The sequence below is a fragment of the Microcoleus sp. SVA1B4 genome (assembly GCF_036700545.1).
Taxonomy (GTDB): domain Bacteria; phylum Cyanobacteriota; class Cyanobacteriia; order Cyanobacteriales; family Microcoleaceae; genus Microcoleus.
In genome coordinates this window covers 12,807-25,499 of record NZ_JAUBPB010000039.1, presented here as the reverse complement: position 1 = coordinate 25,499, position 12,693 = coordinate 12,807, and the positions used below count along the sequence as shown (strand labels likewise).

The 12,693-nt window shown below is 45.7% G+C and carries 11 protein-coding genes and 1 tRNA gene; 10 read left to right on the top strand and 2 right to left on the bottom strand.

Features of this window, described 5'->3' with window-relative positions; genetic code table 11:
• Window positions 1-140 precede the first annotated feature (140 nt).
• From QT987_RS18095 to urtE, 10 genes are all read left to right on the top strand, one after another.
• On the top strand, window positions 141-2,705 hold the full coding sequence (locus QT987_RS18095; RefSeq protein ID WP_333242455.1) for an ATP-binding protein: 2,565 nt from the start codon (window positions 141-143) through the stop codon (window positions 2,703-2,705).
• A gap of 260 nt (window positions 2,706-2,965) precedes the next feature.
• Complete coding sequence (locus tag QT987_RS18090) at window positions 2,966-3,865, top strand: class I SAM-dependent methyltransferase (RefSeq protein WP_333242452.1); 900 nt, start codon at window positions 2,966-2,968, stop codon at window positions 3,863-3,865.
• Window positions 3,866-4,015: 150 nt separating this feature from the next.
• Window positions 4,016-4,744, top strand: a complete 729-nt coding sequence (locus QT987_RS18085) for an HAD family phosphatase (RefSeq protein WP_333242449.1) — start codon at window positions 4,016-4,018, stop codon at window positions 4,742-4,744.
• Window positions 4,745-4,864: 120 nt separating this feature from the next.
• Window positions 4,865-4,937 (top strand) — tRNA-Ala (locus tag QT987_RS18080).
• A gap of 464 nt (window positions 4,938-5,401) precedes the next feature.
• Window positions 5,402-6,721 (top strand): urea ABC transporter substrate-binding protein, encoded by a 1,320-nt coding sequence (gene urtA / locus QT987_RS18075; protein WP_333242447.1) that lies wholly within the window; start codon window positions 5,402-5,404, stop codon window positions 6,719-6,721.
• A gap of 297 nt (window positions 6,722-7,018) precedes the next feature.
• Entirely contained in the window at window positions 7,019-8,173 is a 1,155-nt protein-coding gene (locus QT987_RS18070) for an ABC transporter permease subunit (protein WP_333242444.1), read from the top strand.
• Window positions 8,174-8,200: 27 nt separating this feature from the next.
• A complete protein-coding gene (urtC, locus tag QT987_RS18065; protein WP_333055599.1) occupies window positions 8,201-9,343 on the top strand; it encodes an urea ABC transporter permease subunit UrtC in 1,143 nt (380 codons plus the stop codon).
• Window positions 9,344-9,529: 186 nt separating this feature from the next.
• Window positions 9,530-10,258 carry a TIGR00266 family protein gene (locus QT987_RS18060; protein ID WP_333242441.1) on the top strand — a complete coding sequence of 243 codons (729 nt, stop codon included), beginning with the start codon at window positions 9,530-9,532 and terminating at the stop codon, window positions 10,256-10,258.
• Between the two features lie 179 nt (window positions 10,259-10,437).
• On the top strand, window positions 10,438-11,184 hold the full coding sequence (gene urtD / locus QT987_RS18055; RefSeq protein WP_333242438.1) for an urea ABC transporter ATP-binding protein UrtD: 747 nt from the start codon (window positions 10,438-10,440) through the stop codon (window positions 11,182-11,184).
• A gap of 102 nt (window positions 11,185-11,286) precedes the next feature.
• Complete coding sequence (gene urtE / locus QT987_RS18050) at window positions 11,287-11,985, top strand: urea ABC transporter ATP-binding subunit UrtE (protein WP_333242436.1); 699 nt, start codon at window positions 11,287-11,289, stop codon at window positions 11,983-11,985.
• A 93-nt stretch (window positions 11,986-12,078) separates the two neighbouring features.
• On the opposite strand, the gene QT987_RS18045 is transcribed toward urtE, so the two are convergent.
• Together QT987_RS18045 and QT987_RS18040 are read right to left on the bottom strand one after the other, a co-directional pair.
• Window positions 12,079-12,426, bottom strand: a complete 348-nt coding sequence (locus tag QT987_RS18045; RefSeq protein WP_333242433.1) for a type II toxin-antitoxin system RelE/ParE family toxin — start codon at window positions 12,424-12,426, stop codon at window positions 12,079-12,081.
• 1 nt (window position 12,427) lies between these two features.
• Complete coding sequence (locus QT987_RS18040; protein ID WP_333036453.1) at window positions 12,428-12,682, bottom strand: hypothetical protein; 255 nt, start codon at window positions 12,680-12,682, stop codon at window positions 12,428-12,430.
• Between the last annotated feature and the right edge of the window lie 11 nt (window positions 12,683-12,693).

Below are 12,693 nucleotides of genomic sequence, written 5' to 3'. Positions count from 1 at the left end.
TCAAATAGGTAAATCGAACGTCGAAATATAAAATTGATGCCAAAATAGAAGGCGAGTGCCCAACCATAAGAAAAATTGTTTGCAATCCCGAATGTAAGTCTTACCATTTTAGATTTTAGATTTTAGATTTTAGATTGGGAATGACTGATGACCACCAGGGTTGGCAGCACCGGTCTACAGTTGCATTATTTTCTGAAACTGGTTTCACGACTTGGCTGATATTAATTCTGCCGAATGACCAATACAGTTTGATGAATTTGATTCGGAGAGAACATTTGATGATGCAAAACCCAGCAAATCAAGCCGGATCTGTGTCTGCGCCGCCGCCACACCAAACAAAAAAGCTGCGCCAAATCTGGGACAACATCAGCAATTCTGCTCAATCGCAGTGGCAGCAAGCGCACAGTCTTTGGCAACACAGACGGCAGCGCCGCCATTTGCTGACCCTGCTAATTCTGGGTACCACCGCTTTAACCATTAGCACAACAGCTTGCATCAGCTATTTTTTTGTACGCGGACTAATTCTCGACAATTTAAAGCAAATAGCACTATTAAAACTAGAAAAAGGCACCGATGAAATCGACCGCTGGCTAAGCAGCCGCAAAGCAGAAATAGAAACCATTGCTTACGATCCTACGGTTGGCACTCTCAATTGGCAATTAGTCGAACCCCGGTTGCAAGGAGAAATATACCGGTTAAAAGAGTATTTCATCCTGTCATTAATTCAACCCGACGGCTCATTTATCAATACTCTAGGCAACCGCGCGAACAGCAAAGACCGCCAACACTTTCAAAAAGCAATGGCCGGACAGCTCAACGTTTCCGACCCGCTGATCGGCCGCAGTACAAAAGTTTCTACGATTATTATTTCAGCTCCTATTTGGGCCTTACCTCCCGCTCCCAATCAAGTAATTGGAGTCCTATCGGGCAGCATTAAATTAGACCGAGTAACATCTGTCGCTAACAGCTTACTGTACGGTTCCGAAAGTTATGCTTTTGCGCTCAATTCACAAGGAGTGCCAATTGTTCATCCCAACAATAACTTAATCGGAAATATCGACCAGGAGGCCCCAAGCTTTTTACAGTCAAAAGACCCCGCTCTCTCCACAATTGCGCGGCAGATGATCGACCGCCAGACGAACATCGAACTGGTAAAAATAGATAACAAATGGGTGTATGTAGCCTATGCTCCCCTCAAGGAAGTTAACTGGTCGATGGCTTTAGTAATTCCCCGCGAAAATATTGAATCCCAACTGCAAGCATTAAATTTGCTGACATCCGTAGTCGCCGGACTGCTCATCCCGGCAATGCTAGCAGCCATTTGGCTAATTTACTCCTCCGAAAACAATCGCGCTCAAGCGGAGCGAGAAGCCATGCTCAACCGGATTGCTGGACGTATTCGCGCTTCTCTTGAATTAGACAAGATTGTGCAAAGTACAGTCGAAGAAATAGTAAGTTTGCTGCACCTAGAACGGGCGGCTTTTGGTTGGTACAAACCGCAAGAAAAAACGTTACAAATCCTGTGGGAATATTGCCCATCTGATTCTCCGACACAAGCCCTAAAGTTTGAGTCTTACTTTATCGAAAATGTGTTAGTACGGAGTGGTCAAGGCGAACCAATTATTCTTTCGAGCGACACTTGGGCGGAGGGTGTAACTCAACCGCCGGAACTTAAAGCTAATAGCTATTTAGCCGTACCTGTCCAGACTCAGAACCAGCCGCAGGGTTATTTAATTTGCAGCCACGCTACTCATTGGCTTTGGAGTCGGGAGGAAATTCAACTGTTAAAAGCTGTAGCAGACCAATTGGCGATCGCAATTACTCAAGCTCACCTTTACAGTCAAACCCAAGACCAAGTAAAACTGCTTAATAGTGCCTTAAATGAACTGAAAAAAACTCAAACTCATTTAGTGCAGAGCGAAAAGATGTCATCCCTAGGTCAAATGGTGGCTGGAATAGCGCACGAAATCAACAACCCCGTTAACTTTATTTCGGCTAATTTGCCTCACACCAGCAAATATACTAAAGATTTATTAGAGTTGGTGAGTTTATACAAAGAAGCATTCCCAGAGGTTCCCCAGGAAATCGCAGAATTTAGCGAAGAAATCGAGTTAGAATTTATCGAGGAGGATTTGCCGCATATATTGAATTCTATGAAAATAGGAAGCGAACGCATTCGCAGCATAGTTCTTTCTTTGCGGAACTTTTCTCGCCTGGATGAATCTGACAAAAAGCTAGCGGATATTCACGAAGGTATAGAAAATACCTTGCTGCTGCTCTCCAACCGCATTAAAAATAGAATTTATATAGTCAAGAAATACGGAAAAGTGCCTTCAGTCGAGTGCTATCCGTCTCAGCTCAATCAGGTGTTTATGAACTTGCTGAGTAATGCGATCGATGCCTTGAACGAGCTCGATCGCCTGGATAAAATTATTACTATTTCCACGGGCGTAGTTCGCGAACATGGCGGTAAATTTCTGAAAGTGGCGATCGCCGACAACGGCCCCGGCATTCCCGACAGCGTTAAAGACCAAATTTTTAACCCATTTTTTACTACTAAAGATGTGGGTAAAGGCACGGGTTTGGGGTTAGCAATTAGCTACAAAATTGTAGTAGATGGACATGGTGGTAGCATCACAATTGCTAAACCTCCGGGGGGAGGAACGGAATTTTTGGTTAAAATTCCTATTAGTAACGGAAAGTAAAACGATTTTAGATTTTAGATTTTAGATTTTAGATTTTAGATTTGGGAAGGACTGATAAAATAAGAGTTTATAGCTTGTCTACAGTTGCCTTGTTTAAACTCGTACAAGTAGGAAGTGGGAAAGGAAGCCCGCAGATTTTGTAACGTTTTAACGGAGGTAAGGGATAGAAGGAAGAGGGAAGAGGGGGCTAAACAGTTTTAATAAATGCTAAATTTACGGCGGTTGGCTAAAATTAGAAGAGTTTTTGTTAAAGGTGTTTTATGGCTGTTGGCAAGGATACAATTTTCGAGCGCTTTTTGTCGCCCCTGATGCGACTGGCGATCGACGAAGAAGCGCTGAAACGACTCTACGAAGGTATCGACTGGGAAACAGCGGGCGATCGCTACCGACAACCCGACTTAGTTTATCCCGAATATTACAGCAGCCAAAACTTTCACGGCATTAAACGCGGCTATCTCAACCCCAGTGCCGCCGTTTCCTACGATCCCATCACGCAATATGTTTTGCCTCCCCACGAAACAGTCGTCAGGCAAGGCTTAATTGACGCTGTGCGGGTGAAACCGCGCCGAATCATCGATTTGGGATGCGGCACCGGTTCGACAACGCTCATGCTCAAGCAGGCTTTTCCCGAAGCGGAAGTAGTCGGGCTGGATTTGTCGCCTTATATGCTGGTAGTTGCCGACATGAAAGCGCAAAAAGCCGGCTTAAATATCCAGTGGTTGCACGGAAATGCCGAAAGGGTTGCTTTTGGCGATGCTAGCTTCGATTTAGTCGCAGCTTCCTTGCTGTTTCACGAGACGCCACCTGCTGTATCGCGGGCAATTTTGCGAGAAAGCTTCCGACTGCTCAAGGTTGGGGGACAAGTGGCAATTTTGGACGGAAACCAAAAAACTTTGCAGCAAACAGAGTGGCTGACTGATATCTTTGAAGAGCCTTATATTAAGTCTTACGCGGCTGGCAGCCTCGATGCTTGGGTGGGGGCTGCAGGATTCGCCGCGGTGCAAACTCACGAACACTGGTGGGTGAATCAGGTGACGCAGGGCGTGAAACCTTTGCCGGGGGAAGATTTGGAACAGGCCAAGGTGGCGAGGGGGTGGAATTGGGGCGATCGAACTCCTGATTTTGATGGCGATTTACCGGGCATTCCAGCTCCGGCTTGATTTATTGTTGAGGTGTATTTTTCGCCCTTTGGGGGCGGGTTTCATAGATGGTTAGTTTTAGGTTGAGATGGTTGGTAAAACCCGCCCCTACTAACTTGCTAATGACTGATGATTAATGACTAATGACTAATGACTAATGACTAATGACTAATGACTCTAAAAGCAGTTTTATTTGATTTTAATGGCGTGATTGTTAATGACGAGCCAATTCACGAGAAAATCATCGATCAATTGATGCTCGATGAAAATCTCCAGCTCAAACGTGGGGAGTTTCGAGAAGTTTGTTTGGGAAGGAGCGATCGCGCTTGCATTACCGAACTACTCAAGCGCCGGGGACGATATCTAACAGAAACATATCTCGATCGACTGCTGCAGCGCAAGGCCGAAGCTTACAAAGCTCAAATAGATACTTTGGAGAAACTGCCGATTTATCCCGGTTTGGCAGAATTTATTGATAAAATTCGGCCCGCCGGACTGAAAATGGCCGTAGTTAGCGGGGCAATGCGATCGGATATAGAATTGGTGTTAGATCGGGCCGGTTTGGCTGCAAACTTTGAGTTAATTGTTGCAGGCGACGACTTGACGGCGAGCAAACCAGCACCCGACGGCTATCTATTGGCTGTGGAACTTCTCAACCAGAAATATCCCGACTTTAACCTGCAACCGATCGAGTGTTTGGCGCTAGAAGATACTTTTGCTGGGATTGAAGCGGCGAAAAAAGCGGGGATTCAGGTTGCGGGTGTGACTCACACTTACCCGTTTCACATGATCCAGCGCCAAGCTAATTGGACGGTGGACTATTTTGCTGATTTAGAGTTGGATAGAGTGGCGGCATTTTGCTCGATCGCCCCCACTGAGCCGGCTGCGGAAAACACTTGACCTTTTTAGCAGTTACGTGCTAGTGTAAGTGACGGTCTGCGAACGTGAGAGCAAGCAAGACCTGTCAGCCTTTTAGATTCGGCAATCTCGCATCTAAAATGCTAAATTAAAACTCAATCAGGGGAATTAGCTCAGTTGGTAGAGCGCTGCGATCGCACCGCAGAGGCCAGCGGTTCGAGTCCGCTATTCTCCATAAATTAGGGGCATTTCTACAGGTGACGATCGTACTTAAAGCGAAGTGCGATCGTCACCTGCTTTGATACTCGCCTATGCAAGTGCGATCGACCCGGTTGCGGCCTAACTGGTAGCATCAATAAGATAATTTATGTAAAGAAACCGGGTTTCTAATGTCACACTAATTCCTGAAAAGACGTATTTGGGCGTCTAAACCAGGTTTGCCAAAAAAATCCGCTACGCCCGCGATCCCAACCCTGATGTCATCAGTCAATCTAAAATCTAAAATCTAAAATCTAAAATGGTATCAGCCCGGTTTCTGCCGCAGTTGCCCTCAATCCCCACAAAACATTCATTTTGTCAAAAACAATAAGTTTTGTAGCTAAAAATACAACAGTCTGCTGACGCGAGTCTTAATATCAAGTCGCTATGTGTTATTATTCTCAATCATCAGACTCATCTGTTCAAGAGTAACAAGAAAAAATGACAAAGCGATTCGATCGGCGGAAATTCCTTTTATACGGTTCTGCTACCCTAACATCAAGTTTATTTCTAAAAGCTTGTAGAACTCCAACTCCAACAGCAACTCCAGCCGCTTCTCCCACATCAACAGGAACTACACCAGCAGCAGCCGGGGGCGGAAACACGATCAAAGTAGGAATTTTGCATTCCTTGAGCGGCACGATGTCCATCAGCGAAAAAAGCGTTGTCGATGCCGAACAATTAGCGATCGAAGAAATCAATAAAGCTGGTGGCGTTCTCGGAAAACAAATCGAAGCAGTAATAGAAGACGGCAACTCAGACTGGCCGACTTTTGCCGAAAAAGCCAAAAAATTGATCGACCAAGATAAAGTTGTCACCGTCTTCGGATGCTGGACATCCGCTAGCCGCAAAGCAGTATTGCCAGTATTTGAAGAAAAAAATCATATGCTCTGGTATCCCGTACAATACGAGGGCCAAGAGTGTTCCAAAAATATCTTTTATACTGGGGCAGCCCCGAACCAACAAATCGAACCCGCAGTGGACTGGCTGCTAGAAAATAAAGGCAAAAAATTCTTCTTAGTCGGGTCTGACTACGTTTTTCCCCGCACTGCCAATACAATTATCAAGGCCCAGCTAGCAGCCAAAGGTGGCGAATTAGTTGGGGAAGATTACATTCCTTTGGGTGGGACAGAAGTCACGCCAATTATTAGTAAAATTAAGGCAGCTTTGCCAGACGGCGGCGTCATTTTTAATTCCCTCAACGGCGACAGCAACGTAGCATTTTTCAAACAGTTGCAGGGTGCAGGTTTGGGCCCGGACAAATATCCGTCAATGTCAGTCAGTATTGCAGAAGAAGAAGTAAAGGCGATCGGCGTAGAATATCTTAAAGGCCATTACGCCGCCTGGAATTACTTCATGACTGTGGAATCTCCTGCCAATACAAAATTTGTGGAAGCTTTCAAGGCAAAATACGGCAAAGATAGAGTCACTAATGACCCGATGGAAGCAGCTTACATCATGGTTTACCTGTGGAAGCAAGCTGTCGAGAAAGCAGGGACAGCCGACGATTTGGAAAAAGTACGGGCAGCGGCTTTGGGTCAAACCTTTGACGCGCCGGGGGGCACAGTAACGATGGATGTTAACCATCACCTTTCTAAATTTGTGCGGTTGGGCGAAGTTAGAGACGACGGTTTATTTAACATCGCTTTTGCTACACCCGAAGCAGTGAAGCCGGTGCCTTGGAATCAATTTGTTGCTGAAACACAAGGCTTTGCTTGCGATTGGTCAGACCCCGCAAAAGGTGGCAAATTCAAAGTTTGATAAGTAGGTAATACCAATTTCAATACGCTTGGGTTAAGCCCGATCCCCCCTAGCCCCCCTTAAGAAGGGGGGGACAAGAGTGTTCTTGCGTCACCCCCTACTCCCCTTAATAAGGGGGAACTGGACTCTTCAAAGTCAACCCCTACTCCCCTTATTAAGGGGGATTTAGGGGGATCGAGACTCGGCTACAAGCGAAATATACAGAGGGTTTTAGTTCTAACTTGACACCAATGGGGTAAAATCCGCCCCTAATTATCCGCGAACAAAGTTAACCGACTTGATGCAGGAGTAACAAAATTGGCGATATTAGATGGTTTATTTAACGGCCTTAGCATCGGCGCTGTTTTACTAATTGCAGCCCTGGGACTAGCGATTATTTTCGGGCTGATGGGCGTAATTAATATGGCTCATGGCGAGTTGATGATGCTGGGGGCTTATACAACTTTCGTAGTGCAAAATGTCTTCAAAGGTATCGGAGGATTTGCTTTTGAAACCTACATTTTATTTGCAATTCCCCTAGCTTTTCTAGTCGCTGCATTGGTAGGATTAATTCTCGAACGGGGAGTGATTCGCTATCTTTACGGGCGGCCACTAGAAACTCTGCTGGCAACTTGGGGCGTAAGTTTAATTTTGCAGCAGTTTGTCCGCAGCGTCAGTTGGGTGCTGGTAATTGGGATTGCGGTGTTTTGTTTGCTGTTTTTTGGCGGTTTGCGGTTGCTGAAATCGCGCCTGGATTTCGATCGCATTCGCAGCAAAATTATCGCCCTAATTTTGCCTTTATCTTTGGGTATTTCCTGGGCGGTGAGCACCTTTTTAGGGCAAACTTACAAACTGGCAGTAACTCAACCTTGGTTTGGCGCTCAAAATGTGGACGTGACTGCGCCTGCATGGCTGCGCGGTGGCATACCGCTGGGCAATTTTCAGTTGCCCTACGCGCGAATTTTTATTATTCTCCTCACCGGAATTTGTTTGGCGGGAATTTACCTATTTTTGCAAAAGTCGGTGTGGGGATTGCGGATTAGATCCGTGACGCAAAATCGCAGCATGAGTGCGTGTTTGGGTATTCCTACCGAACAAGTAGACGCGCTGACTTTTGCTTTGGGTTCAGGCTTGGCTGGTGTCGCTGGGTGCGCGATTAGTTTGATTGGTTCCGTAGGGTCAAATACCGGACAAAATTATATAGTCGATACGTTTATGGTGGTGGTTGTGGGCGGTGTTGGCAAGATTGTGGGGAGTGTAGTTGCTGCGATCGCGATCGGCACTGCAAATTACCTGATCGGTTCTGGAACCTTAGCATTAATGTTCGCTCCTATCAAGCCTTTAGCCGACTTTTTCACATTTTTCGCCACAACCAGCATGGCAAAAGTAATGGTATTCGCCTTAATTATGGCTTTTCTGCAAGTGAAGCCGGGAGGGATTTTCCCGCAAAAAGGGCGGACGGTAGAAAATTAAAAATTACAACTGCGAGTGTAGCGAAAAATGCAGAAAAAACATCAAAAACCCTGGGTAAAAGAAGCGGCAATTGTCAGCGCGATCGCCCTCACATTCATCTTACTCCTCCCAGGAATACTCCCCGACGTTCGGCTCAATCAATTAGGGCGATTTTTAGCACTAGCAATTGCCGCCCTCGGCATAGACTTGATTTGGGGATACACGGGTTTACTTAGTTTAGGGCATGGGGTGTTTTTTGCGATCGGCGGCTACGCCTTCGCCATGCACCTAAAACTGCAAATTCCCCCAACCGCCAGCAGTCAATTGCCAGAATTTATGAACCTCTACGGCGTTACCGAACTCCCCTGGTTTTGGCAACCATTTTATTCATTTCCCTTCTCAGCATTAGCAATAGTTCTCATCCCCGCCATCTTGGGTGCACTTTTAGGTTATTTAGTATTCCGCAATCGGATTCGAGGCGTTTACTTTTCAATTCTTACCCAAGCAGCAACCATTGTATTTTTCAACTTCTTTAACGGTCAGCAAAAACTGATTAACGGCACCAACGGACTCACCGACTTTAAAACCTTGTTCGGAGCCACAGTCAATGACCGAGATACTCAATATATTTTCTACATTCTCACCATACTATTTCTAGCAGCAAGTTACGCCCTCTGCCGATGGCTGACCAGCGGACGCTTCGGTCGCCTGTTAGTAGCAATTCGCGACGACGAAGTGCGCCTGCGTTTCTCAGGTTACAATCCCACAGGATATAAAGTTTTAGTCTTTGCAATTTCCGCCGGTTTAGCCGGGATTGCAGGCGCATTATTTACCGTACAAACCGGAATCATTTCGCCAAAAGCAATGGATATTGCCTTTTCAATTGAAATGGTAATCTGGGTCGCCGTCGGAGGCCGCGCCACATTATCGGGAGCAATATTAGGAGCGCTGCTAGTCAACTTTGGCAAGAGTTTTTTGAGCGAACAATTTCCCGAAGTGTGGCTATTTTTCCAAGGCGCGCTATTTTTAATAGTAGTCACAGTCCTGCCCGACGGCATAGTCGGATGGCTGCAAGATCAAAGTTTCGACCAAATCCGCAGCTTGTTCAGAAAACCGAAGTACGTATCTACTTACCCCAGCCTGGAACAAGACCCCCAAGTGCAGCTCGAAAAAGAAGAACTTGAACATTGAGTGCAAAAATATCGTGTAATTTATAAGTAGGCTGACATAAATAAATGTCACCTACAACAGACAAACAAAGCAATCGCAATAGACTTGGGAAAATCTGCGTTTCTCTCTGAGGAGACGCAATATATATGTCCACCTACTTAGATATCCGTAGCAAGTAGCTTCGTTCTTTAACTTGAGGGGCAAGATATGGCAGATATTATTGACTACAAAATCTACGGCGACGATTTGCAACTCATCGAGATTGAACTCGACCCCAAAGAAGGCGTCAGGGCTGAAGCTGGAACCATGACATACATGGAAGGCGACATCCAAATGCAAACATCCACAGGCGGCGGCTTATTTCAAGGTTTCAAACGAATGCTGACAGGAGAGGGTTTTTTCATTACCACCTTTGTCAATGCCGGAAATCGCAAGGCGCGCGTAGCTTTTGCCGCCCCCTATCCGGGTAAAGTAATTCCTCTTGATTTAGGCCAACTTGGCGGTAAATTTTTGTGTCAAAAAGACTCATTTCTCTGTGCGGCCAACGGCATTGACATTGAGGTAGCATTCACCAAGCGGCTCGGTGCCGGTTTCTTTGGCGGAGAAGGTTTTATTCTGCAAAAGTTGCAGGGTGACGGGCTAGCTTTTGTTCATGCGGGAGGAACAATAGTTGAGAAAAATTTGGGAGTTGGCGAAGTGTTGCGAGTAGACACCGGCTGTTTAGTAGCTTTTGCCTCCACAGTAGACTACGATATTCAATTTGTTGGCGGGTTTAAAAATGCTTTATTTGGAGGTGAAGGCTTGTTTTTGGCAAAGATGACTGGGCCGGGAAAAGTATACGTGCAAAGTTTGCCACTCTCGAAGTTAGCTGAACGGATTTTAGCTGCTTCTCCACCTCCTATTTCGAGCAGCTCTAGCAGTTTTAGTTTAGAGTAAAATAACCATTTATCTGCTTGTGTAGGGTGCGTCAGCTAGCAGATTTTCCGGCTTACCCAGAGACTGTTAACTGACGCACCTTCTCAGAGAAAATCAGCGCTCTCAGGTGCGTCAGCCCACAGATTTTCTGGCTTACCGAGAGACTTTTAACTGACGCACCCTACCCGGAGAAATTACCTATGAATGGCAAAGTATTAGAAATAGAAAACTTGACTGTGAGTTTTGATGGTTTTAAAGCCATCAACGGTTTAAATTTCAGCATGGATGCGGGCGAACTGCGAGTTATTATTGGGCCCAATGGTGCGGGGAAAACTACTTTTCTCGATTCAATTACTGGGAAGGTGCAGCCGACTGAGGGCAGGGTGTTATTTAAGGGACAAAATTTACGCAAGTTGTCGGAAGATAGGATTTCGCGCTTGGGAATTGGCCGCAAGTTTCAAACGCCGCGAGTTTACTTAAATTTAACGCCGCGCGAAAATTTGGAATTGTCTTGCAGCCGCCACAAAAATGTTTTTTCAACTTTGTTCCAGCCAGCTTCTGCTGCTGAAAAACGCACGGTTTCCGGTTTGTTAGAAACCATTGGTTTAGTTGCTAAGGCTGATATTTCGGCTGGTTTGCTTTCTCACGGGGAAAAGCAATGGTTGGAAATTGGAATGTTGGTGGCTCAATCTCCTGATTTGTTGTTGGTAGATGAACCTGTGGCGGGTTTGACGGATGAGGAAACGATGTTAACTGGGGAGTTGCTGATTTCGTTGGCCGAAAGTCATTCGGTGTTGGTAATTGAACACGATATGGAGTTTGTGCGGCAAATTGCGCGGCAGGTGACGGTGTTGCATCAGGGTACGGTTTTGTGTGAGGGGACTATGGATGAGGTGCAAAATGACGATCGAGTAATTGAGGTATATTTGGGAAAACCTGAAGAGTAAGAAGTCATTAGTCATTAGTCATTAGTCATTAGTCATTAGTTAGTTGACTGTTGTCGATTACCGATTGCCAATTACCAATTATTCATTACTACTCCAAAGAATATGCTACAAGTCTCTAATTTGAATGTTTATTACGGCGAAAGTCACATTTTGCGCGATGTCGATTTAAGCGTAAATGCTGGGCAAATGGTTTGCTTGATCGGCCGCAATGGTGTGGGCAAAACTACTATGCTAAAAACGATTATGGGGTTGTTGCAACCGCGCAGTGGCACTATTGCTTTTGGCGGAGAATCTATTGCTTCTAAGTTGACTTACCAGCGGGCTAGATTAGGCATTGGTTATGTGCCTCAAGGGCGTGAAATTATTCCACGTTTGACTGTAAAAGAAAATCTTTTGTTAGGTTTGGAAGCGAAACCAACCAAAACCAAAAATCCTGAAGTTCCTGATGAAATTTTTGAGTTATTTCCGGTTTTGAAAACTATGCTCGATCGCCTGGGAGGTGATTTGAGCGGGGGACAGCAGCAGCAGTTAGCTATTGCTAGGGCTTTGATGGGAGAGCCGAAATTGCTGGTTTTGGATGAACCGACGGAGGGGATTCAGCCGTCTATTATTTTAGACATAGAAGCTGCGGTGCGCCGTGTGGTTGCGACTAGGGGAATTTCTGTTTTGTTGGTGGAGCAACATTTGCATTTTGTGCGGCAAGCTGACTGGTATTATGCTATGCAAAAAGGCGGGATTGTGGCTTCTGGAAGCACTAGCGAGTTAAGTGATGAGGTGATTCAGAGGTTTTTGGCTGTTTGAATAGAATTGAAGGAAGGCACGACACGGATTTTGACGATGACAGCGAGCGACTCAAAGAGCAAGAAGGGCAAGCGTTTAGATTTGAAAAATGGCTTATTCGTCTGGGTTCGCTTGGTATTCTGCGATCGCAGTTTGGATTTCCTCGGCGGAGACATTTGCTTGTTCTGATTTCGAGTAAATCAGGTGTAAAACAACTTGAGTCGGTGATTCAACTTGATAAATCAAGCGATAACCGCCGCTTTTACCAACTTGGGAATCACTGTTTTTAGCCCGGACTTTGTAAACGGTGTATTGAGTCCCTGTAATCTGGTTTCCTATGAAGTTTCCTTGGATAAGCTCATCAAGGACTGGCTGAATATCGGTTTGAATTTGGCGATACTTTTTAGCGAGTCCTTTGAGGCGACGTTTGAAAAGTACCGTGAATGTGACTAGAACTGACATATCAGACATTGATACCGTCCCAGAGTTCCGATATGGGAAAGGTTTGTCCCGCTTTGGCTTGGTGGAGGGAGGCTTTCAGATCGGCGAGGATTTGCTCGTTGGAGTCGGTATCTGAGTCAAAATCTGAGTCGAAGTCTGGGGCGATCGCGGATTGTGTCCGACTGGTCAAAAATTCCAGAAATGCCAGCGTTTGCTCTAAAAGTGGCTCAGGAGTCCGTTCGATCGCTTCGAGAAGGCGTTGTTTAATCGGCGACATAAGACTACCTC